Source organism: uncultured Clostridium sp. (assembly GCF_900547735.1).
GTDB lineage: Bacteria > Bacillota > Clostridia > Lachnospirales > Lachnospiraceae > Otoolea.
Genome location: NZ_URHZ01000046.1, coordinates 20,967 through 42,896 on the forward strand (window position 1 = coordinate 20,967; position 21,930 = coordinate 42,896).

The window sequence follows — 21,930 nt, forward strand, 5'->3', positions numbered from 1 at the left end:
CGCTTTTTTACAGATCGTTCAGGTTGTTTTCATCAACCTTTGTTGTCGGAATCCTCTGTCTAAATCATAGCAGGATTCCCTTCTCTTATGCAAGGGGTAATGGGTTCTAAGGGTAAAGGTTTCTAAGGATAAAGGATTCTGGGGGTAAAGGATTCTGGGAATAAAGCATTTCTCTCCCTAATACAGTCTGTTGTAAATCTCCAGAACCTGCTCCCGGTTTATCTCCACAAAATTATTGGCCATCAGCCTGCCCTGGTTTTCCATAACGGAGTCGGCAAATTCCACCAGTTTTTCACGCCGTACGCCGTATTCATGCAGGGCCTTTTTAGGCAGAAGAAATCCCAGCAGTTTTTCCAGTTCCTCATATACCTCCCCTTCCCGGCATTCCAAAATATCGGCCAGAAAACGGTTCAGCACTGCAATCTCCCCCTCCGTCCTTCGTTCCATATAGTGATTCATGACCCCTGTGAAAACAGCGTAGTTGGACTCCCCATGTGCAACGTGAAAAGCGGCTCCCAGAGGATAGCTCAGCGCATGGACCGCGGCGCAGCCTGCATTTCCGAATGCAATTCCGGCAAAGCAGCTTGCTGTCAGGAAATCGTCCGTCAGCTCTGTCCTGGCTCCCTCTCCTTCCGCGAGAATTTTTTTATATCCCTTCAGAATCATTTCCATTGCCCTATATCCGAAAAGCCGGGTAAACTCATTCCCCTTCGGGGACAGAGTCGACTCCACCGCATGGATCAAGGCGTCGATTGAGCTGGTTGCAAATACATAAGGCGGCAGCTTTTCCAACAGTTCCGGCACCAGCACTGCCCGATCCGCATACATTGCATCATTTGCCAGTCCCTTTTTCGTTCCTTTCGAGATTAAAGCAAGAATGGAGATATTGGTCATCTCGCTCCCCGTACCGCAGGTTGTAGGAACAAGTATCAGTTCCCTTGCCTTTTCGGGCCGGATTACGCCATCGTAAAGCTCCGAAACAGGAGTCAGCGTTTTCAGGGCAAACAGTTTTGCAATATCGATTACGGTTCCCCCGCCGATTCCAATAATACGTTTATACTCGCCTTTCCGGTCGCGGGCCATGGCCTCCACCATCTCATCCGACGGCTCTCCCGCGCCGTACCGTTCCTGATATAATACGTCGCAGTTCAGCTTCAGTTTTTCAAAATAAGGGCGGTAGACCGGTTCATTTGTGAGGATCAGATCGCCTTTTCCAAGTTCCAGACCGGCGGCAAATTCCTTTGCGGTCCTGTATTTGCAGATCGCCGGTCTTACTTTAAATTCTTCTATTGCTGCTTTCATACGCTCCTCCTGTCTCGTGTGTATTTTGTTCACACCTTTTGGGGCTCCGCTTTCTGTTTCCTCCCGGTTCTTTATTCACCTCTGCTGCCAGTCCCTGATTCCGCAGGAGTTACGCAAGGCCAATCTGAACCGCGATAAAAATGGCGGCAGCTCCGACTAAAAACCATACCATAAAAAGCGGAAGGATCCATTTCAGCCATTTGCTGTAAGGCACCTTAGCCACAACAATACATGACATTAAAAGGCTGGATGTCGGGAAAATAATATTGGTAAATCCATCTCCATACTGAAACGCCAGTACCGCCACCTGCCTGGTAAGACCCGCTATGTCGGCCATCGGAGCCATAAGCGGGATGACTATTGCCGCCTGGCCGGATGCTGAATTGACAAAAAAGTTAAACATCAGGTTTACAACATACATTCCAATAGCAGAAATGGACGGAGGCATGCACTTCAGCGGCTCGCTCATAAAATAAATGATCGTATGAATGATATTTCCATTTGTCATAATCACCGAAATTGTTGTTGCAAATCCTACAATCATACAGGCGAAAGAAACATTCTGTACTCCACTGATAAAGCTGTCCGAAATTGCCTCGTTATCCATACCTCCAATATACCCGGATATAATTCCAACCGCCAGCATGACCGCCGCCAGATGAGCCGTAGTCCAACCATAATTTAAAGAACCCACAATAAACACGATAAGGCCTGCCGTCATTGTCATAAGCACTGCAAAATGCCTCCCTGTAAAGGGGATATCTATTTCTTCCACCTCTTTCGGGAAATCGGTATTATCAAGAATGCTGCACTTTTTATCCTTCTGCACCCTCAACGCGTATCTCATCGTATATGCTACACTGATCACAAACAGAACCGCCACTACCGACGTCCTGAAACCCAGTCCCGAAAACATTTTAATCCCCGCCAGGGACTGGGCCAATCCCGTTGAGGTCGGTGCCAAAGGTGCGGCACAGAATCCGATATAATCTCCCAGAAAAACAATAGCCACACCGACCATGGGATCCATCTTCAGTTTCTTGGCGACCATCAGCCCCAACGGCATAAAGACGACCACAGCCGCTACTATCAGTCCCGTTGCTCCCAGAATTGTGAACAGAAGCATCATAACAGGAATAATCAAAATAGCCCTGTCCTGAAGCCGGTTAAATATCACAGAAAACAATGCGTCAAAGGCTCCCGTATCCGTAACTACTTTGATATTGCCTCCAACGAGAAACATCATAAAAATAATAGCCGCCTGGGACGTAAAGCCTTTGTGAAATGAAAGGAAAAAGTCCACAAGGCCGACCGGACTCTGTTCTACAAAATGAAATGAATCCGGATCTACAACCTGTCTGGTTCCCTCCGTTATAAATTCATACTGCCCCGCCGGAATCAAATAGGTCAGAAGTGCAACAATTACCGCCAGTACCATAATAATGGCAAACACTCCCGGCATTTTCAGTTTTTTTACACTGCTCATACCAACCGGTCCCCCTTTCGCTAAAAGTCATATCTGGCGAATAAATAAGACCAGTTACCGGGCTGCACAATCGGATAATCGCAATAGCCATAAACTACACCGTCAAACGGTGCTTTCACCTGTTCCACCTGATTGCCGAACAAATCCTTAACAATGGCCAGCACTTCTCCCTTTTTTACCTTTTCCTCCGGCTGCTTCACCGGAATATGGAAGCCTCCGAATTTTGCATAAATATAGGTTAAAGAATATTCCGAATCAATATATTCATCTAAACACCTCGGAGAGCCCTCCATCATATCCATTTCCCTAAGAACGGAGCAAATTCCCTCTGCTGCCCTGTTTATATTGATAAACCGCTCACTGTGGCGGCAGCTCTGGCTGCCAATTTCCACCGTGATGGAAGGAAGGCCCAGCTTATAGGATTCGCTCCGCATTGTTCCTGCAAAAGCTGAGTTTTTCCCGCCGTAGAGACATTTAAAACCAATTGCCTTTGCCATCCGGTGGGATATTTCCCCCGTTGCGTTTGATGGATCCTGATAACCGACCTGAGGCGTAACATACAGTACATTACCACCTCCGTGGAAAGAAATTAAAAAATCAGCTTTACTCAGCACATGATCCAGATAAAACTTTGCAATCCGCTGCGTAATGTAGGCATCCTCATTCCCCGGAAAAATCCGGTTCATATTACCATAAGAGTAATCCATATGATTTTCTCTTTTCCCATAGCTGAATGCCTCCAGATTCAGACCGGGAATTCCGATCCATGTTCCACGGAGTTCGGAAGTTTTCACTTCTTCAGCAAATTTTGAAATAGCCTCTGCTCCCTCGTACTCATCCCCATGCGTACAGGAATCCACCACGCATACTGGTCCGTCTTTTTCTCCGTTTACTATGATAACCGGTATCTTCACCCAACTGCAATCTGCTTTCTGCGTAATGGGAAGAAATCCATAAACCTTTTCTCCCCTTTTTGCCATTTCTGCTTCTAAGTCATATATTAACTTCTCTTCCATGATTTGTTCTCCCTGTTATTTATTATTTTCTCCATTTTCCGGAATAGGATTTTTGTATCTAAAGCATATTACAGAGTATTCTTTTCGTCAAATCGATGATTTTTACAGAGAAACGGGAATTTTATTCGATTTGATTGCTTTATATAAATTTTTTCTATATAATAGGATAAAATTCTTTATAACAGTGCTTTTTACATTGAATTTATCAGGAGAAAAAATGAACATTGAGAACATTCTATCTTTTATTTACGTCTATCAGTGCGGGAGCCTGCAAAAGGCCGCCGCAGAACTTTACATTACTCAGCCTACCATAACATCGCGGATTAAGGCTCTGGAAAGAGAACTGAACTGTACTCTTTTTGTGCGGAATAAAAATGGGGCAACCCTCACAGAGGACGGGAATACACTACTTCCCTACGCCCTTAACATTATCGAGAACTATAATAAGGCCAAAGCGGCTTTCAGTGCCGTTCCGTCACTGCTGACCGTCGGTTCCATCATGTCCGCCGCATCTTCCCTCCTACCGCAAATTGTCGGCACCCTGCACAGCAGAAATAAGCAGCTTTCCGTCAATGTTGTCACCAATTTCAGCGACACGCTCCTCTCCTGCGTATCAAATGATACCTGCGCTTTTGCTATTACAAGGACGTTTTCTGTTCTTCCGGAGGGTTTGACTGCAGTTCCGGTCTATCTCGATCCCGTTTCTCTCATCGTAGGTTCAAACCACCGTTTTCTTTCTCCGCGTTTTCGGGTCACAATGGAGGATATCGCCGCCGAGCCCCTGATTTGCTATGATCCCTCCTCTGACTTCTGGAAAAATATCCAGGCATTGTTTCGTGCTAACAATCTTCCTCTCAACGTAACCTTTTCCGTTGACAGTATGCAGGCCTGCAAATCCATGATCCTTCAAAAAGGGGGCGCATGTTTTATGCCGGAACTTTCCCTGGAGGATGAACTGGCTTCGGGAAAACTTACCCGTGCCGGTCTTTCATTTAATCTGAATGTGTACCGCACCCTGTGCCTGGTTTACAAGGAGAAAAACGCTTCAGAAATTACGGATTTTTTTGCAAGAGAACTGAGAAAAAGTTCTCCAATTCCGGTTACCGGATAAAATCCCAAACCGTACCGCATTTGCCATTCTGATAAGCGGCCGGCCACGGCCGTGATTTCCGGGAAATACCGCGCCTCAGATAACCCCATCCTCCTCAAGCCTTTCAATCTCTTCCCCCGTAAGTCCCAGCAGTTCCCGGTAAACCTCGCGGTTATGCTGCCCCAGCGCCGGGGGCACCCTGTATATATCCGGCTCTGTCTCAGACATTTTTACCACAGGCCCGTTCATCGTGATCGTACCGTAAGCGGGATGTTCCACCCGGCGTATTGCTTTCCTGTAAAGGAGCTGCTCGTCCCGGACCATCTCCTCGATTGTATTCACCCTCGCCGCCGGTATCCCATACAATTCACAGCATCGGAGGATCTCATCCATTTCCTTTGTTTTTGCCCACGCCTCCACCATCTCATCGCATTCCCTGATGTGACGGCACCGTCCTGCAAGCAGGCGGTATTCCGGGTCCGCAAGGACTTCTTCCCTGCCAATCATCTTGCACAAACCGGCAAAGGCCCCATCCTGACCCGCATGAATAAATGCCATCCTGCCGTCCTTTGTCCCATAAAAATTGGCGGGATAGGAAGCCCTGTCCTGGTTTCCGTTGCGTTTCATCACTTCCCCCAGTTCATAATAGTTGATCACCGCGGAATGCGTCAGTGAGCTGGCCGCATCAAGCAGGGATACATCCACCACCTGCCCTCTTCCGGTCCGCTGCCTTGCCTGAAGGGCGGCCAGAGTCCCGATCGCCCCATACAGCCCCGAGGTAAAATCACAGATATAAGTCCCTACCATCGTTGGCTTCCCATCCGGTTCTCCTGTGATATCCATCAGGCCGCTGATTGACTGGCCCACAGCATCAAAGCAGACACGGTTTTTATAAGGGCCGTCCTGACCGAATCCGGAGAGTCTCGTGATAATCAGCCGGGGATTTATTTTCAGCAGTTCCTCCGGAGCCAGTCCCATCTTTTCCAGCGTTCCCGCGCGGAAGTTTTCCACCAGCACATCGGCGCCTTCCAGAAGTCCGATGAGAATTCCATGTGCCTCCGGTTTCCTGAAATCCAGGGTGACGCTCCGTTTATTTCTGTTGTGGGTCATAAAATACGTGCTCTCACCGTTGAAATATGGTGCATAGCCCCTGGCCATATCCCCCTCGCCCTTTTTCTCTATCTTGATGACATCCGCGCCAAAGTCACCCAGGATCATGGAACAATGCGGTCCTGCAATCACTCTCGACAGGTCAATCACGCGTATGCCGTCCAATGCACCTTTCATAAGTACTTCCTCCCTGTTATTATCTCTCCTGTTATTACATTCCACGTTGCCATTTTAACCATCATTATTCCAACTGCTGTTATCTAAACCTCTAGTATCTAAACCTCTGTTCTCTATGCCTCTGTATTCCAAGCCTCTGTTACCTAAGCCTCTATTATCTCAACCTCTGTCATCTAAGCCCCTGTTTTCGCTCTCAGTTATCCCGCCTTCTCAACTTCCGTCTTCCCCGCCACCCGTCTGATAAGCGGCACCAGAAGCGGCGAAAGCAGAGAAATGGCCGCCACAATCAGAAGAACACAGGAAATCGGCCTGGTAAAAAAGATTGCGAAGCTTCCGTCCGAGATTGCCAGCGATTTTGACAGATTTGTCTCAATCTTGGTTCCCAGTATCAGCCCCAATATTACCGGCGGCATGGCAAAATCCAGCTTCAGAAGGATAAATCCGGCTATCCCCGCAATGATCATAAAATAAATATCGTTGATATTGTTATTGAGCGCATAGGTGCCGACAAAACAGAAAATAAACACAACCGGAGTCAGAATCACCGACGGGATGGAGGATATTTTCGCAAAAAGCTTCAGTCCTCCGTATCCCAGGAGGCACATCATAATATTGGCAAAAATCAGGCCGATAATGATGATGTAGACCTTCTCCGTCTGCTCTTTAAAAAGCAGCGGACCGGGAATAATTCCCTGCATCATCAGCGCGCCCAGCATGACCGCAGTTCCTGCGTCCCCCGGTATTCCCAGAGTGAGGAGCGGAATCAGCGCGCCACCCGAAACCGCGTTGTTGGCGGATTCCGGCGCCGCTATCCCCTCCGGAGCCCCCTTGCCGAATTCCGCCCTGTGTTTGCAGAAACGTTTTGCCTGTGTATATCCAAACCAGGAGGCAATGTCGCCGCCCGTTCCCGGTATTGCCCCAATGATGGTGCCGATCACACTGCACCCGAGGATCGTAGGAAACGTCCTCTTAATATCACTTTTGTTTGGAAGGACGTGATCGAGCTTCACCTTTCTCCCCACCGAAACGCTGTCCTCCCCGGACTGCATATTTTTAAGTCCCTGGGAAAAGGCATACAGCGCTATCAGAAGAGGCACAAAACTGATTCCGCCCGTCAGATACGCGCTGCCGAATGTAAAACGCGGCGTACCCGTGATGGCGTCGATTCCCACGGTTCCCAGGGCCAGCCCGATTACCGCTCCGATCAGCCCCTTAATCACCGACTTGGATGATATTCCCGTCACAATACTGATTCCAAACACTGCAATGGAAAAATACTCGGGAGAACCGAACTGAAGCGCCACTTTGGCCAGGAGAGGCGCGGTAAAAAACAGGGCCGCCGCACTGAACAGCCCCCCAAAGGTGGATGCCATAGTGGAGATTCCAAGAGCTCTTCCCGGCTGCCCCAGTTTATTCGCCATCGGATAACCGTCCAGACAGGTGGCGGCAGAATTGGCAGTTCCAGGTGTATTAATCAGAATTGCGGTGATTGAACCTCCATAAATACTGCCGCAAAAGATGCCGAGCAGCATCAAAAACCCCGAATTTCCGCCCAGGGAAAACGTAAAAGGCGTCATGATTGTCAGGGCCATAACCGATGAAAGTCCCGGCATGGCTCCTGCCGCGATTCCGACAAAGGTTCCCGCCAGCATGACAAGCAGGTTCAAAGGCTGAACCGCTTCCCCCAGCGCTGAAATAAAAAACTCCATTCTATCCCTCCTCTACATCAGAAAACCGCGCGGCAGTCCGATCTGCAGCAGCGCGACAAAGACCACATACACAAACAGGACTACCCCTGCCGTGATTACGAAAATCTTCTTTTTATTCCTCTCCCCAAACACCCACATACACGACGGTATAAAAAATGCAGCCCCGCAGAAAAATCCCAGGACCTTGATAAGAATGGCAAAAACCAGCAGAATTCCGCACATGCCATAGACGCGCCGCAGCCCCTCCGATTTAAAATCAATGGAAACCGGTTCCTCCTTACCGCACAGCGTTTCCACCGCGTAAGCCGCCGAAAGCAGTATCATCAGCACCCCCAGAACCCGCGGCCAGAATCCGGCTCCGATTTCAGACAGGCCATTATATTCAAATCCTCTGATTGACACGATCATCCCCACGCCAACCAGTGCAAAAACAGCCGCGGCAATCAAGTTATATTTCTTCATTCAGTCACCCCGCATTTTCAGTTTCGGGGCTGGAAATCCAGCCCCGTCCTATCCGGCACTCCGCAGGAACAGGTTATCCTGCCTGTCAGTCTTCCGCCAGTGATTTGTACAGCTCGTACTGTTCCTTTACAAAATCAAGCATCTCCTGCTCACTGCCAAAATCAGAGGCCTCCATATAGAAATTCTTTCTGGTCCCGGCAAACTTGTCGGAGGTGATCGCCTTTGCAATGGCATCCGACAGGAAGCTTTTGGCCTCATCCGGAATATCCTTCTTGGCAGCCATAAACACCCACACCGGTACCTTGATTCCATCCAGCTCCGGAAAACCTTCATTCCATGCAGGAACATCGGGCATGTAGCCGCTGCGCTCCGTACTCGTCACGGCAATGGCCTTGATCTCTCCGGCCTGGAGCTGTCCCATGGCTGCCGGTGTCGCACAGATAGCCGCCGGGATTTCCCCGCTCACCACCGCAATTACACTGGGAGCCGCACTGTCATAGGAGACCGACTTAAATTCCGTTCCCAGATGCCGGTTCAGGGCCTTTGTCGCAAGGTTTGGAATCGTTCCCGCGCCGCTGTCTCCAATCGCCACGCCGGGGTTTTCCTTGGCGTAAGCTACAAATTCTTCGAACGTCTGATACGGGGCATCCGCACGTACAATCAGGATGTTGATGTCATCCATGATACAGCCTAAAAGCGTAAAGTCCTCATAGGTAATATCCGTATTTCCCAGTACATTGTTTAAAATCAGGTCACAGTTTACCACGCCGATTGTGTATCCGTCGGATTCCTTTGATAAAAGCTGGCTCGTCCCCACGATCCCGCTGCCTCCGGCCACGTTGGAAACTACCATGTTCACGTTGGAAGGGAGCGTCTTTTCCGGAATTGCATCCAACATTCCGCGTATGGTCAAATCCGTTGTTCCTCCCGCCGAATACGGACATATTACCGTAACATTTTTGGACGGGTACCCCTTCGCCCCACATCCGGCGAGCGCCGCTGCCGCCAGTGCTGCCGCCATAACCGCTGCCGCCATTCTTTTTTTCATCATGTACCTTCTCCTCTCTATCTTATCTTCTTTTCAGTGTTACTTATTTAAAACGCCTCCGGCCACACCGAGTAGGAACCGTCCAGTTTTACTTCGACCATATATGGTTTCCCCGACTCCCTGGCCGCCTTAAAGGCATCCGGGATTTCCTCCGCCTTTCTGACGATGCATCCGTCCACCCCAAGGACTTTCGCCACTTCCAGATAATCGATATCCGGGAAATCCACCCCTGTATAACGGTTCTCCCCCATTTTATAAAGCTCCTCCTGGCGGATATTTCCATATGCCGAATCGTTGACCAGAAGAATGATAATCGGCAGGTTTTCCCTTCCGATTGTCTCTAAATCCCCCAATGTCATTCCCAGGGAACCGTCACCCAGAAGGGCAATCACCTCTTTCTCCGGACACGCCTCCTTACATCCGAGGGCAGCCCCCAGGGCAAATCCCATATTGCCGTAATTGACAGGTTTCATGTATGTGGTGTTTTTGGGAAATCTGGTCAGATGCGTCCAGGCTCCCGGATTGCCGGCGTCCACGACAAACACGCCACCCTCGCTGAGAACCTTTTCCAGTTCCATGTGTAGGGCGATGGGCGGTACGGGCGTCGCGGCGGTATCTGTAATGCTGCCGCTGTATACCTCTTTCGTCCATGCCTCCTTCCTTGCCAGGATCTCATTCAGGAAAGACGGATCCCCATGGTATCCCTCTTTCTCCAGGCAATCCAGGATTTTTTTGATGGAGCGCGCGGCATCTCCCAGCACCCCGACTTCCACCGGATAATGCCTGCCGATGCTCTCCGGTATAATGTCAAACTGGATTACATGTTTTGCAGAAATCTCCCAGCGGTTTGTGCTGATTGCAGTCAGGGAGGAACCGGCCACAATCACGCAGTCCGCCGATTCAATTGCCGTCCTGGCCACCCTGCTTCCATGCCTGGATCTGGGGCCTGCAAAGTTTTCAAATCCGCTGTCGACCGCGCCGATTCCATTATAGGTACAGACCACCGGGGCGCAGAGCCGCCTCGATAATTCCATGACTTCCCTTGATGCGCCGGCAAGTTTTACGCCGTTCCCCACCCAGATGCAAATCCTTTTATGCGCTTTCATCTCGTCCGCCGCACGCCGGATTGTCTCCTCGTTTGCCACCGGGTCCGCTTTGATACAATACTGCTCCGGCCGTTCGGGAACGTACTCCGCCCTCTGGCTCTCGATTACATCTCTGTATAGATCAACTACAACCGGCCCCGGTCTTCCGCTTTTTGCCACCCTGTATGCCTCGCGCATTGCCCACTGGATCGATGTGACGTCACGCACCGGAATGTATTTTTTGCAAATCCCGGTAAAGACCAGTTCGTGATCGCATTCCTGCGCATCTCCCTTGCCCGCATCCGGCAGGCGGTTCTGAAATATCAGCGCTATCACCGGGCTGGAATCCCTGAGCGCTCCCCCGATTCCCGTAATCAGGTTCGTGGCTCCCGGTCCCGTGGTGGCCAGGCAGATTCCCGGCTCCCCGGTCATCCTTCCCCAGCCGTCGGCCGCACAGGCCGCCCCATTTTCGTGTCTTGTGTGTACAAAGCGGATCGGCGTGTCCATAAGCGGATCGGTCACAAACAACGTCTGTCCACCCGGCACTCCGAACACCACTCTAGCTCCAAACTCCTCCAGAACCTTAACAACCAGTTCTCCTCCGCGTAACAGTTCTCCCATATTCTGCCCCTTTCTCATCTTCCGTCAGATTATACAACTGGCCCATCCTATTGCTGCGAGCCGGTTGTCGGAACTTCTTCTTACCCAGACTTCCAGTTCCACCTTTTTCCTTCCATCCTCCTCCGGATAGACTCCCGTCACAATTCCCGCCGCCTCAAACGGTTCAAACACCTTGATCGGTGCGATAAACTTGGCTCTCAGCCAGCCGTCCGTAAAAAAGTCTGCGCCAAAGGCGCGTGTCATTAGTTCCGTCAGCGTGCAGAAGAACTGCGCTCCCTGCACAATCGGGATTCTCAGGTTGCCGACTCTCGCCGTCTCCAGATTGTTATGAATATTGATGACAAATTCCCCCACTCTGGAAAATACCGCCGCCTGTTCTGCGGTTATTGTCTTTTTTAACGGCTCCAGCGCGTCGCCGCACTTCAAATCTTCCGGAACCTCCGCTACATATCTGGCGTTCTCCGGCACCTCACCACTCACTTTCTTATCCGGTGACGCCGATGCCCTGCCGGCAATATTGCCCGGAGTCGTCTGGAAAATCTCAACTCCCCGGTAACGTACGATCTCCCGGGCGTCTTCCCCCTTTACGCCTGCCTCCAGAACCACATACCCCTGTCCCCGTCGTTCATAGGCATCCGTATAAGCGCCTTCCAGCGTTACCACCTCGTTGAGTTTCGCCGGGTTCTTAAACCAGAGCTGGGCCTCGGTATGGAGCCCGATTACCTTGCTCCCGCGGTATGCCAGTGTAAAAAGCTGGACAATATCGTTCGTGAGAAGGCCCGCCTGTGCAATCCTCTCTTTTCCGAACGGATTCTCTTTTTCTTCCATTGACCAGGAAAGATAATCATCCAGTTCAAATGCATACCGTTTTATCTTATGGTCGTCGATTATCTCCTGTACCGGACCAAAATGTTCTGGAATTGTGATATTTTCGAATTTGGGTTCTTTCAGCCCTTCTTCCAAATCATCCGTTGTCTCTGCAAGTCTTGGATCTGTAATATCCCTCCATACATTATTTGTTTCCATTCGATTCCTCCCTTGAAAATGTATTTATATTGTATATAATATCCTCTTTTGTGCTCCGTGTAAATATACAATATTAATATATATATTTTTTGTTTTTGTGCAATATCGCCAATTTTGTTTTCTTTTTGTATTCATATAATTTTTAACCCAACCTTGCAAGCAGTGAGCTTGTATCTATATTGTATTTATATTATCACAACAAGTGTTTCGTTTTCCAATGGCCCGGAAAGCAATAGCCTCCGGCTCCGCGAACAAGCTGCCGCCTTCAAACAGCGCGGGCGCATAGCAGCATATTACACCTTCGCGTGAGCACGCATCCTGGCGGAGCGTTTTTCGATTCATAGGACGTAATTTCCTATGAATTAAAAAAGCTCTCTGTATCTTTTCATACAGGAGCTTTTAGATGCATTCCGGCGTTTTTGCCAGTCTTTCTTGATCTATATACTATATAATTTTTCCACCAATTCCCGTCTTTCCCTAAACTTTAAATACTCCGCACGGTATTGTTCCCTCTGCTTTCCGGTACCCTCAAACCGCTCCTTTTTGTGCGGCCTTCCTTCGGGCAGCTTTCCGTCCAGCATATACAGCGCCAGCATTGCACTTCCCGCCACCGTTGCTTCCGTCACCCCGGATCTCCGTACGGGAAGTCCGGTGATTTCCGACTTTATCGTAAGCCACAGGGGATTTAAGGCGCCTCCGCCGATGGCGGCTATCTCCGTGCATTCCGCTCCCATCTCCTTTGCCCGTTCAAGGATTTCCCGGCAGTCGTATCCGTTTGCCTCCATAATTCCGCGGAAAATATGTTCCGCCCTGTGTTCCCTGGTAAGTCCCACAATAGTTCCGACGCTCTCCGGATGCCAATAGGGCGCCCGCTCGCCGGCCAGGTTCGGCAGCACGGTCAGTCCGGAGCATCCAGGCTCCAGATGCTCCGCAAGCAGCGTCATCTCTTCCAGGCTTAACCGCTCCCCGATAATATGGTTCATGTACCAGTCAACCGTGCCTCCATACATTCCCATAGGCCCGCCAATCAGCCAGTATCCCGGAATTACATGGGGATTGACTATCAGTCCCCTGCTTTCCTTCGAACTCCACTGTTTTGCCACAAGAAATAATACATCTGTCGTGCCCATCACGCTCACCGCAGTTTTCTCCCGCACTCCTCCGGCTCCCAGAACGGCCGTGGAGCCGTCGCAGCTTCCCGTGACTACGGGAATTTCACCGGAAAATGCAAACTGCTCCGCCAGTTCCCGCTTCAATGTTCCCAGCCGCTCCCACGGTCTTCTCAGTCCCGGTAGTTTATCCGTATCGGCCTGAAAGATTTCCAGAAGTTTTTCGCTCCAGCCGCCTTTCCTGATATCGTACAGAAATGTATAACCGGCCGATGTATGATCGAGAGCCGTCCGCCCGCATAGCTTCATATTAATAAAATCCTTAAGCGAGGTTACCGATGCTATCATTCCGTAGAGCGCAGGCTGCTCCCGCCTCAGGCGGCGCAGCTTATAGGCCAGCCATTCCGGCGCAGGGGCTCTGCCGCAGATCCGGAATGCCTCATCCCCATCTATCAGAGGCGTCATCTCCTCGAACATTCTCTGCTCCCGGTGCATGTATGTATAGCAGGGCGTCAGCGCCCCTCCGTTGCTGTCCACCCCAACCCAGCCCACCAGGGCGGATACAGCAACGGCAGATATCGGATTCACTGCCAGCATCTCCCTGTTTTCTTCCGAAAGCTGTTTTATCATGCTGCGGATGAATTCCCATTCCACCTCGGCATCCATACAGATTCCTGCAGTGCGCTTCCGCTGCACCATGGACCGGATTTCCAGATCCTCTCCCGTCAGTACCGTCCTCACCGAGCTTGTTCCGATATCTACAACCAGTATCGTCCTCATCTCCAAACCTCCCGGGTTATATCTCCCTGAAAAGCGACATCGTCAGATTATATCTGTCACCTACATAAAAGCTCTCCGAATACTCCAGGCATTCCTCAGCTTCCGTATAGGCGATTCTTTTGACAAACAGCATGCTTGTCTGTGCCGGCAGCTCTAAAAGCGCGGTAATGCGGTATGTTGACATCACGGCCTGGATAACCTGATCCGCCCTCTTAATCCGTATCCCCATCTCCTGCTCAAGAATCCTGTACAGTGACTGGGATACGAGCCTGGCCGGTTCCAGCGCGCCGCACAGGCGCTCCGAAAGATAAAGTACCTGATAACAGAGCGGCTTTTCATTGGCATATCTGAGCCGTTCAATCTTTATCACTTTTTCGCCTTCCGGCAGCTTCATCTCCTCCGCCACCTCCGGCGGAGCCTCCATTATCTCGGAATTCAGGATAAAGGAGGTGCATTTTACCCCGATCTTTTCCATCTCCTCCTGAAGGCTGGTGAGATTGTTCACTTTCCTCGGCACCTTATCAAACTTCACCGTCGCCGTCTTGCCAAACCCCCGCTCCAGGACCTCCTCCTCTATCAGCTCTTCTATCGCTCTGCGGATGGTAACCCGGCTTGCATGATATTCTTCACAGAGCATTTTTTCGGTTGGGATCACTTCCCCCTTTTTCAGCTCCCCCTTACGGATCTGCTCCTTTATCCCTTCCTTCACCGTATAATATAAAGGCCCTTTTTTCTTACTGGTCGTCTCCATTGTCTCAGCTCCGCTCTTTTTTGTATTTTAATTGTATTATTTTATGTTTTAATGATAACAATACGGTATGACAATGTCAAGCTTTTCTTTATTTTACGGCAGCAATCAGGAGCAATCCGGTTACGTTTCACAGGCAATACCGAACTAAGCATTATTTATTTCCTGTGAAACGCACCGCCGGTCACCGCAGGCCGTTTGCCGGTCAGGGGGCGGACCAGCGGCAAAATACGTGCCCCGCAAAAGCATATTCTTTGGTATAAAAAAAGCGCTGTTCCCGGCAGTTCTGCAACTGTGGAGCAACGCTTTTATATCTTCAATCCTCTGTCCAATTCTCAATTTTTAAAAACCAAACCTGTTACTGCTGCATCACCGGCGGTTTGCTATCCTTACCGGAAAAATGAGGCGTCCGGCCCATCAGCTTCGGTTCCAGAGCCATTGCCGCCAGAAGCGCTGCTGCGCCGCCCGCAAGTTTCCCTGCGAGTACAGGCATTGTCAGCTCCGGCGCCGTACCGGCCGTGTAGGCCAGATGGTCACCGATGGCACAGGACGCGCAGACCATAAACGCCAGATTCATTATAATTCCCCTGTCATTCATTTCATCCAACAGGCCAAACGTCGGAATGCCGTTGGCAAGCGTCATAAAAAGCCCCGATACCGCCGCCTCATTGACGCCGCAGGCATCTCCCAATGCCGCAAAAAAACGGCCCAGAACACGCCGGAGCAGCGCAATTAGCGGAAAGGCGCCCGCCAGAAAAACCGCGATATTGCCAATTACCACAAATGCCTCTTCCATACTGCCCATGCCCGGTATCGGACAAAAACCGGTCAGCAGTCCGACCGCACCGATAACCAGTCCCGTACAGGAGAGCGCCGTCACCGCCCTGCCGAACCAGATAAAGGCGGGGATGAGTTTCTGTCCAAGGCATAAAAGCCCGGCCAGCAGGCTCCCCGAGACAAACAGGACCGGAATCAGGTTGCGAAGCACCAGCCGGACCGGAAATCCGGCGGCCAGCCCGCCGCAGAGGCATCCGATCGGCGCCGTTGCAATGCCTACAAGCAGTCCGTAAAGAACCGCGGGCTTCTGTCCTTCCTTTGCCACTCCGACGGCCATGGGAAACACAAACATCACGGTCGTTCCCATCATCGCCCCCACAATCCAGCCGCTGAAACGGCCCGCCGTGGGATCCAGCGCCATTTCCATGGCCAGGGGCGCAGCCCCCGCATCATTTGCAAGCAAAATTCCCGCCACCATGGACGGATCCACTCCTATCCGCTGAAACAGAGGGCCGAATACCGGCGTCAGGATTCCGGCCAGCACAGGAGCCAGCGCCATGAATCCGGCCATAAAAAGTATCAGGCGGCCGGCGGTCATAATGCCGTTTTCAAACTCTTTCCCGAGTCCGAATCTGCCGCCCAGAATCAAATCTACTGCTCCCACGGCCAAAGATACGGCCATGATCCATTTGATCAGAACATCAATCTGCATCGTTCCTTTCATCATCTGCTGAAAAAGCGCTGATACTGTCCTGAAGCTGCCGCAGGAGATCATTAAAGAGTTCCGTTCCGTTCTCTCCCAGGGGTTTGAGAACCGTCTTCCAATAGCGTTCCTGAGCCGTGAGGCTCTCCTCCGCCTTCAGCCGTCCCGCCTCCGTAAGGAATACCTTAAAATTCCTGCGGTTTGCCTCGTCGACCTCTTTCCGGATCATTCCTTCCAGCTCCAGTGTCCGAAGGCCGCGTGAAGCCGCCGCCGTGTCGAGGGAAAGCTTTGCCGCCAGCGCACACTGGTTCGTCCCTTCATTCCGGTAAAGACCGACAAGAAGAATCGATTTGACGGTTGTAAGACCTATTTTCTTTAATTCCTGTGCCAGATGTTCCCCCGATTTCCGATAAATCGAAGAGATGTACTTGCCGCATACTGCAGGATTTTGTTCCGCGTCTATTTTCATATCTAAAACTCCCAGCCTGTATTTAGTTGCGGCGGCTCAGCGCCTCCCACGGAATTTCTATAAAGTCACATTATAAAAGTCCTGTGGAAGTACAAACGGCCGAGCTGCCGCCTTTTGGTTTTCTTTTATTCTACCACTATATATACCACAATCCCGGCTCAAATGAAACACCAAGTTCATACGGCTGAAGCGCTGCATTCCTGTATTTAATTTGCAGATGTCCTTTCCGTCACTTTTATCATTCCTTTTTTGTACATAATACGGGCGGTGAGAATCGTCACCGGGATCATGACCAGCATAACATACCCCGAATTCTTCGCGAGGCCCTTTATCAGATAGCTGGCAGCCAGAACCAGGCAAAACGGCACGGCTGCAATTTTCATTTTTCCTTCCACCTTATAGTCTCCGGCATTCTTGTTGATAAATACGGATACCGCCATACTTCCGAACAGAGCCGGCATGATGTATTTTGTTGCCGTCATAACGGCCGGTGTTGTAAGGACGGGCTGAAGCGGTACCAGCAGAATAACGCCCAGGGCGACAATAACGGTTGTAACCATTCCCGACACACACATGGCGGCCATAGCCATCACATCGCCCCTCTCCGTTCCGGATACGGAATTCGTTGTCTCCATTGCGTTCAGGGCGCATGGGAACTTAATATTTGAAACATTTCCCATAATAGAAGCAATGTAACCGGCCGAACCCGTTATAGGGGTAAAGCTGATGACCTCCGAAAGGGCCGTCGGGATAAACAGGGCCAGCAGAGGGCCTGCCGTGGCCAGAATTTCGTTTATATTGAGTTTCACATGATATGTCATGCAAATCACGGTCGGTATCGCCAGCATGATAAGCATTGCCAGAATCGTTGCGATACGCCCGTATAGATGGGTTCCTTCAATGTAGGATCTGTTTTTTGCTGCGGTCTTTTCCATAATGCCCTCCTCTATATTCCCATATTCGTAAAACATACTGCCGCTACCATACCTGCTATCAGTGCAAAAGACATAATGAAATCGGCCAGCCAGCGGACTTTGTACTTAACTGCCGCCCAGGTCAGGAGGATGGTAAGACCTCCGCTGACAAGCGCCGTGAGGAACGGTATGATGCCTGCCGTCATCTGAAGCGGCAAAAATGTGGACATCATGGCGATTGTAAAACAACTGATCGACAGCGCTCCCCAGGCGCCGTTTTTATTACTGTAGCTGGCCGTCTGCATCTGGATCTTTTTTGTAAAAAAGATATTACAGACCATGCCGGCCATAATGCTGATGCTCATAACAAACATGATTGTACCCAGTGTGTTGACGTCTCCGGAACTGCCAAAAGCGGTCAGCGACTCATAGCCCGCTCCGGCCGCCGCCATGTCCGCAGCCATCAGCTCATAGCTGAGGGAACCGACTACGGAAAGACGGAACCAGGGCCAGGGCACTCCCAGAACGGGAGCCAGTGAAAAAAGGCCGATAATGACCGCCACCGAGGGTACAATGGAAAATACCGCCGCCCCGCGCATTGCCGAGGTGAATTCCGATTTTGAAATCCCAAGTTCAAACGCCCGCCTTTTCGCTCTCACATAAAAGAAAATACAGATACAGAAAACACATAAAATGCCTGCCGCCACCAGTGTATATAACAATTTGCCGTTCAGTACCTCAAGAATTCCCATATGAACGTTCCTCCCTATTCTTCTCCCAGTATATCAAACACCATGTTAATATGAAACAGCACCCCATATCCCAGCGCATTTAAATCTATGTAAAATCCGGGATTGTGAGGCACCGACTCCCTGGTCCCTTCCGCATGGCAGCCCAGCCATCCGATAGCTCCCGGCACCTCCTGGAAATAATAGCCCGCATCCTCTGAACCCATTGCAGGCCGCTCCATCAGCGTTCCCCGTCCTTCCCCGAACACTCTCGACGCAACTGCCGCCATACGTTCCGAAATTTCCGGCGCATTGACCGTCGGATCATATCCCTGCTGCCTTTCAAACTTCACATGGCAGCGGTGCGCGCTGCAGATTCCCTCTGCTATCTGCGGCAGGCGTTTGAACGTATACTCCCTGATTTTGTTGTCATACAGCCTGACGCCTCCTTCCACATGGATTTTGTCCGGAATCGCATTCCACACGGAATCCGTGTTAATTGTCCCTACCGACAGGGAACAGGAGTCGAGAGCCGAAAGTTCCCTGGATGGAAACGCATTAAATGCCGCCAAAACCGCGGCCAAAGCCCCAACTGGGTCAACCGCCGTCTCCGGAGATGAACCGTGCCCTCCTTTTCCGCAGATGTCCATTTTGAAGATATCGCTGGATGCCATGGCCCGTTCCCTGTGCACCGCCAGCGTCCCGGTCGGCAGGTCGGGGAATACATGGATAGCATAACAGCAGTCCGCTCCTTCAAGAGCGCCTTTCGCAATCATCGTGGCGGCGCCGCCCCGCTCACTGCCTCCGTCTGCCACAATTTCTGCCAGGCGTTCCGGCTGCATTCCCTCCTCCGCCGGCTGAAAAATGAGCCTTACGTTGCCGCAGAGCTTCTCTCTCTGCCCGGAGAGATACCCGGCAGCTCCAAGGAGCATTGCCACATGCGCGTCATGGCCGCAGGCATGCATCACTCCGTTACGGCAGGATTTGTAGGGCACATCCGCCTCCTCGGTCAGAGGGAGTGCATCCATATCGGCCCGGATGGCTACCGTTTTTCCCGGCCGGCTGCCGTAAATCGTGGCAATCACTCCGGTTCCGCCCGTCTGGCGCGCCTCGATACGGTATTCAGCCAGTTTGTCCAGAATAAATTTTGAAGTGTTGTACTCCTCAAATCCCAGCTCCGGATGCCGGTGAAGATATTTGTAAATTTCCTCAACCTCCCGACAAATCGCGGCAATCTCACCGATGGTCACTGGCCCGGTCTTGTCCGCCGCCCGGCCTTCCGCCATCCCTTCCATCGCGTCTTCCATCATCCCTCCCGTTGTTACTTCCGTCATCCTTTCCATTGTCTTTTCCATCTTTTCTTCTTTCATTCCACCCTCATCCTTCCTCTCATTTCAATTCCCAGCTCATCCCCGCTCCTATTCTTATTTCGTTCCTTGGGACTTCCTGCCCTCTGCGGCTTTTACAAATGCCTCCATCAGTCTCCTCTGTGCCGGATCCGTAAGAACCATTCCTTCGGGATGCCACTGAACACCCAGAGTAAAACCGGCCCTCCCCGGCATCTCCAGACATTCCGGGACACCCCGCCCGTCTGTCGCGGTAACCCGGAGCGTCGTGGCACATTTTCCGACACACTGGTGATGATACGAATTTACCGGAGCGCTGTCACCCACAAGTGAACGGATCCGTGTTCCTTCCTCCGTCACAATCGTATGGGTCGGCACCTGCATCTCCTGCTCCGGGAAAAAATGATTCCCTGTTTTCCCAATCTCCATATCCTGCACCAGCGTCCCTCCACAGGCTACATTCAGCAGTTGGCAGCCGCGGCAGATTCCCAGAACCGGTATATTACCGTCTGCAAGGAGCGTTTTCATCAGTTCCAGTTCCTGACGGTCCCTCTCCCGGACCACCGTGCCGACGGCTCCGTCCATCGCCTCCCCATAACTCAGCGGATTCATATCACAACCGCCCGAAAATATAATCCCATCCAAAAAGCGGGAATATTCCGTCCAGTCATCCCCATCGTCCAGAACCGGCAGCATCACCGGCACACCGCCTGCGGCCTGAACGGACGTGATATAATCCTGGGCGAGCATCTGCCACCGCTGGCCCTTCCCCCCAATATGCGTTTCCGTCCCCGCACGGTCATTCTTGACATAATTGACCGTTATTCCGATTATCGGTTTCATGTCTCCTCCTGTTTTTCATTTTATTGATTGTATCAATTGTTGATTTAATCAATAATTGATAATCACATAATATTACACATAGAATTAAAAGTCAAGAGGATTTTTCTGTGCATTTTATACAAGAACCTTATGTAAAATTTTTCAACTCATTTTTAGTGGGAAAAGTGGAAAAAAAGAAAAAAGATGCCGCATGGCCCTGAACGGGTTACTGTTCACTCGGGATGTATTCCGCGAGGTGTTTTCACGTGCTTTTTGTGAAAATCCCGAGTTTTGCGGCGCGATGCAACGAAAAGTGCGCGATGCGGTGTGAACAGCAACCTGAACCGGCCGGTTTTCTTAAAACCACGTGATTAACGTCTTGAAATATCATGCGGAAGATACTAGAATAAGGGGAAAAGAGCGCTGCCCGGGACAAAATTCTAATGAAAAAGCCTCCCGGCCCGCACTTCATACAAAAGAATAACAGGAAAAGAGAACGAACTATTATGAACACAAATCAGAAACATGCGTGGTGTTTCCGTATCCTTATCTACGTCATAGGAATGGTGGTATTGGCCGCCGGCATCACGCTGAATACCAAAACCGGTCTGGGAGTATCCCCGATCATCTCCATCCCATTTACCATCTCCTACATATGGAACCTGAATTTTGGAATGATGACCTTTGCGGTTTACTCCGTCTTCGTGGGTCTTCAATTTTTACTTAAGGGCAGCACCAGAACATGGCTGGATTTACTGCAGATTCCGGTCAGTTTCCTGTTCAGTATGCTTCTGGATCTGTTCAGTGATATCCTGAACATCACTTATCCCACCCTGTGGCAGAATCTCATTCTGCTTCTGGCGGCCATTGTCATTACCGCCCTGGGTGTCGTTATGACCGTTAATATGAAGCTGGTTCCCAACCCGGGCGACGGAATGGCCCAGGCAACCGGCTATGCCCTGCACCGCGGCGTCGGTTTCGGCAAGAACGTGCTCGACGGAGTCTGTGTCATTCTGTCCTCCCTCCTCGGCTATCTGGCCGCCGGAGAGATTGCGGCAATTGGGGTCGGTACCCTGCTGGCCATGGTCGGGGTGGGGCGGTTTATTGCGTTGTTTAATCACTTCTTGAAAAAGCCGATGGAAAAGATGGCGGGATTATAAAAAGCGGGGTTAATTGAGGAATGAGAACGCCGCCGGGACGGCCGGGGTTCGGGATGGTGAGAGGGAGGGTTATGAGTCTTCAGTCCCGTGCTGTAGGTTGTCGCGGGTGGGGAATCCGGGCAGAAAAAGTTCCTACGGGAAACGCTCGCGCTCTTTGGAGTACATAACGGACACTAACCTCGAAAAGACCTCGGTAAGTGCCGATGAACTCCCAGGTTCCCTTCGGAATCTTTTTCTCCCGG

Annotated in this window: 19 protein-coding genes; 2 read left to right on the plus strand and 17 right to left on the minus strand. The window is 50.9% G+C overall.

The window, feature by feature from the left end; translation table 11 throughout:
• Positions 1-177 precede the first annotated feature (177 nt).
• The 3 genes from QZT18_RS14660 to QZT18_RS14670 all read right to left on the minus strand — a co-directional run bounded on the left by QZT18_RS14660 (position 178) and on the right by QZT18_RS14670 (position 3,804).
• Positions 178-1,302: a 4-hydroxybutyrate dehydrogenase gene (locus QZT18_RS14660; RefSeq protein WP_294148740.1), complete on the minus strand. Its 1,125-nt coding sequence runs from the start codon at positions 1,300-1,302 to the stop codon at positions 178-180.
• Positions 1,303-1,411: 109 nt separating this feature from the next.
• The gene (locus QZT18_RS14665; RefSeq protein WP_294148741.1) at positions 1,412-2,788 is read right to left on the minus strand and encodes a YfcC family protein; all 1,377 of its coding nucleotides are present in this window, start codon (positions 2,786-2,788) and stop codon (positions 1,412-1,414) included.
• 20 nt (positions 2,789-2,808) lie between these two features.
• Complete coding sequence (locus QZT18_RS14670) at positions 2,809-3,804, minus strand: succinylglutamate desuccinylase/aspartoacylase family protein (RefSeq protein ID WP_294148742.1); 996 nt, start codon at positions 3,802-3,804, stop codon at positions 2,809-2,811.
• 217 nt (positions 3,805-4,021) lie between these two features.
• Here QZT18_RS14670 and QZT18_RS14675 point away from each other — a divergent pair, with 217 nt between their 5' ends.
• The gene (locus tag QZT18_RS14675) at positions 4,022-4,915 is read left to right on the plus strand and encodes a LysR family transcriptional regulator (protein WP_294148743.1); all 894 of its coding nucleotides are present in this window, start codon (positions 4,022-4,024) and stop codon (positions 4,913-4,915) included.
• Positions 4,916-4,990: 75 nt separating this feature from the next.
• Here QZT18_RS14675 and QZT18_RS14680 read toward each other — a convergent pair whose 3' ends face one another.
• From QZT18_RS14680 to QZT18_RS14745, 14 genes are all read right to left on the minus strand, one after another.
• Positions 4,991-6,181, minus strand: a complete 1,191-nt coding sequence (locus tag QZT18_RS14680; protein WP_294148744.1) for a CaiB/BaiF CoA-transferase family protein — start codon at positions 6,179-6,181, stop codon at positions 4,991-4,993.
• 197 nt (positions 6,182-6,378) lie between these two features.
• Positions 6,379-7,890, minus strand: a complete 1,512-nt coding sequence (locus QZT18_RS14685) for a tripartite tricarboxylate transporter permease (protein WP_294148745.1) — start codon at positions 7,888-7,890, stop codon at positions 6,379-6,381.
• Positions 7,891-7,902: 12 nt separating this feature from the next.
• Positions 7,903-8,352 carry a tripartite tricarboxylate transporter TctB family protein gene (locus tag QZT18_RS14690; RefSeq protein ID WP_294148746.1) on the minus strand — a complete coding sequence of 150 codons (450 nt, stop codon included), beginning with the start codon at positions 8,350-8,352 and terminating at the stop codon, positions 7,903-7,905.
• Positions 8,353-8,437: 85 nt separating this feature from the next.
• Positions 8,438-9,403 (minus strand): tripartite tricarboxylate transporter substrate binding protein, encoded by a 966-nt coding sequence (locus QZT18_RS14695; RefSeq protein ID WP_294148747.1) that lies wholly within the window; start codon positions 9,401-9,403, stop codon positions 8,438-8,440.
• A gap of 44 nt (positions 9,404-9,447) precedes the next feature.
• The gene (locus tag QZT18_RS14700; protein WP_294148748.1) at positions 9,448-11,106 is read right to left on the minus strand and encodes a thiamine pyrophosphate-binding protein; all 1,659 of its coding nucleotides are present in this window, start codon (positions 11,104-11,106) and stop codon (positions 9,448-9,450) included.
• Between the two features lie 24 nt (positions 11,107-11,130).
• Positions 11,131-12,132 (minus strand): hypothetical protein, encoded by a 1,002-nt coding sequence (locus QZT18_RS14705; protein ID WP_294148749.1) that lies wholly within the window; start codon positions 12,130-12,132, stop codon positions 11,131-11,133.
• A gap of 437 nt (positions 12,133-12,569) precedes the next feature.
• A complete protein-coding gene (locus QZT18_RS14710) occupies positions 12,570-14,021 on the minus strand; it encodes an FGGY-family carbohydrate kinase (protein WP_294148750.1) in 1,452 nt (483 codons plus the stop codon).
• 16 nt (positions 14,022-14,037) lie between these two features.
• Positions 14,038-14,772 carry a GntR family transcriptional regulator gene (locus tag QZT18_RS14715; protein WP_294148751.1) on the minus strand — a complete coding sequence of 245 codons (735 nt, stop codon included), beginning with the start codon at positions 14,770-14,772 and terminating at the stop codon, positions 14,038-14,040.
• Positions 14,773-15,127: 355 nt separating this feature from the next.
• Positions 15,128-16,258 carry an ethanolamine utilization protein EutH gene (locus tag QZT18_RS14720; RefSeq protein WP_294148752.1) on the minus strand — a complete coding sequence of 377 codons (1,131 nt, stop codon included), beginning with the start codon at positions 16,256-16,258 and terminating at the stop codon, positions 15,128-15,130.
• A complete protein-coding gene (locus QZT18_RS14725; RefSeq protein ID WP_294148753.1) occupies positions 16,248-16,718 on the minus strand; it encodes a MarR family winged helix-turn-helix transcriptional regulator in 471 nt (156 codons plus the stop codon). The genes QZT18_RS14720 and QZT18_RS14725 overlap by 11 nt, the downstream gene beginning before the upstream one ends.
• A 206-nt stretch (positions 16,719-16,924) precedes the next feature.
• Positions 16,925-17,653 (minus strand): hypothetical protein, encoded by a 729-nt coding sequence (locus tag QZT18_RS14730; protein ID WP_294148754.1) that lies wholly within the window; start codon positions 17,651-17,653, stop codon positions 16,925-16,927.
• Positions 17,654-17,664: 11 nt separating this feature from the next.
• Positions 17,665-18,384 (minus strand): DUF5058 family protein, encoded by a 720-nt coding sequence (locus tag QZT18_RS14735; RefSeq protein ID WP_294148755.1) that lies wholly within the window; start codon positions 18,382-18,384, stop codon positions 17,665-17,667.
• Between the two features lie 14 nt (positions 18,385-18,398).
• Positions 18,399-19,730: a M20 family metallopeptidase gene (locus tag QZT18_RS14740; RefSeq protein ID WP_294148756.1), complete on the minus strand. Its 1,332-nt coding sequence runs from the start codon at positions 19,728-19,730 to the stop codon at positions 18,399-18,401.
• A gap of 54 nt (positions 19,731-19,784) precedes the next feature.
• Complete coding sequence (locus QZT18_RS14745; protein WP_294148757.1) at positions 19,785-20,549, minus strand: gamma-glutamyl-gamma-aminobutyrate hydrolase family protein; 765 nt, start codon at positions 20,547-20,549, stop codon at positions 19,785-19,787.
• A gap of 485 nt (positions 20,550-21,034) precedes the next feature.
• Here QZT18_RS14745 and QZT18_RS14750 point away from each other — a divergent pair, with 485 nt between their 5' ends.
• Positions 21,035-21,688, plus strand: coding sequence for a YitT family protein (locus tag QZT18_RS14750; protein WP_294148758.1), 654 nt, complete (start codon positions 21,035-21,037; stop codon positions 21,686-21,688).
• Positions 21,689-21,930: the final 242 nt, after the last annotated feature.

Coding starts and splice junctions, on each gene's coding strand:
- QZT18_RS14660 (WP_294148740.1), bottom strand. CDS start 1,302: ATGAAAGCAGCAATAGAAGAATTTAAAGTAAGACCGGCGATCTGCAAA.
- QZT18_RS14665 (WP_294148741.1), bottom strand. CDS start 2,788: ATGAGCAGTGTAAAAAAACTGAAAATGCCGGGAGTGTTTGCCATTATT.
- QZT18_RS14670 (WP_294148742.1), bottom strand. CDS start 3,804: ATGGAAGAGAAGTTAATATATGACTTAGAAGCAGAAATGGCAAAAAGG.
- QZT18_RS14675 (WP_294148743.1), top strand. CDS start 4,022: ATGAACATTGAGAACATTCTATCTTTTATTTACGTCTATCAGTGCGGG.
- QZT18_RS14680 (WP_294148744.1), bottom strand. CDS start 6,181: ATGAAAGGTGCATTGGACGGCATACGCGTGATTGACCTGTCGAGAGTG.
- QZT18_RS14685 (WP_294148745.1), bottom strand. CDS start 7,890: ATGGAGTTTTTTATTTCAGCGCTGGGGGAAGCGGTTCAGCCTTTGAAC.
- QZT18_RS14690 (WP_294148746.1), bottom strand. CDS start 8,352: ATGAAGAAATATAACTTGATTGCCGCGGCTGTTTTTGCACTGGTTGGC.
- QZT18_RS14695 (WP_294148747.1), bottom strand. CDS start 9,403: ATGATGAAAAAAAGAATGGCGGCAGCGGTTATGGCGGCAGCACTGGCG.
- QZT18_RS14700 (WP_294148748.1), bottom strand. CDS start 11,106: ATGGGAGAACTGTTACGCGGAGGAGAACTGGTTGTTAAGGTTCTGGAG.
- QZT18_RS14705 (WP_294148749.1), bottom strand. CDS start 12,132: ATGGAAACAAATAATGTATGGAGGGATATTACAGATCCAAGACTTGCA.
- QZT18_RS14710 (WP_294148750.1), bottom strand. CDS start 14,021: ATGAGGACGATACTGGTTGTAGATATCGGAACAAGCTCGGTGAGGACG.
- QZT18_RS14715 (WP_294148751.1), bottom strand. CDS start 14,772: ATGGAGACGACCAGTAAGAAAAAAGGGCCTTTATATTATACGGTGAAG.
- QZT18_RS14720 (WP_294148752.1), bottom strand. CDS start 16,258: ATGCAGATTGATGTTCTGATCAAATGGATCATGGCCGTATCTTTGGCC.
- QZT18_RS14725 (WP_294148753.1), bottom strand. CDS start 16,718: ATGAAAATAGACGCGGAACAAAATCCTGCAGTATGCGGCAAGTACATC.
- QZT18_RS14730 (WP_294148754.1), bottom strand. CDS start 17,653: ATGGAAAAGACCGCAGCAAAAAACAGATCCTACATTGAAGGAACCCAT.
- QZT18_RS14735 (WP_294148755.1), bottom strand. CDS start 18,384: ATGGGAATTCTTGAGGTACTGAACGGCAAATTGTTATATACACTGGTG.
- QZT18_RS14740 (WP_294148756.1), bottom strand. CDS start 19,730: ATGAAAGAAGAAAAGATGGAAAAGACAATGGAAAGGATGACGGAAGTA.
- QZT18_RS14745 (WP_294148757.1), bottom strand. CDS start 20,549: ATGAAACCGATAATCGGAATAACGGTCAATTATGTCAAGAATGACCGT.
- QZT18_RS14750 (WP_294148758.1), top strand. CDS start 21,035: ATGAACACAAATCAGAAACATGCGTGGTGTTTCCGTATCCTTATCTAC.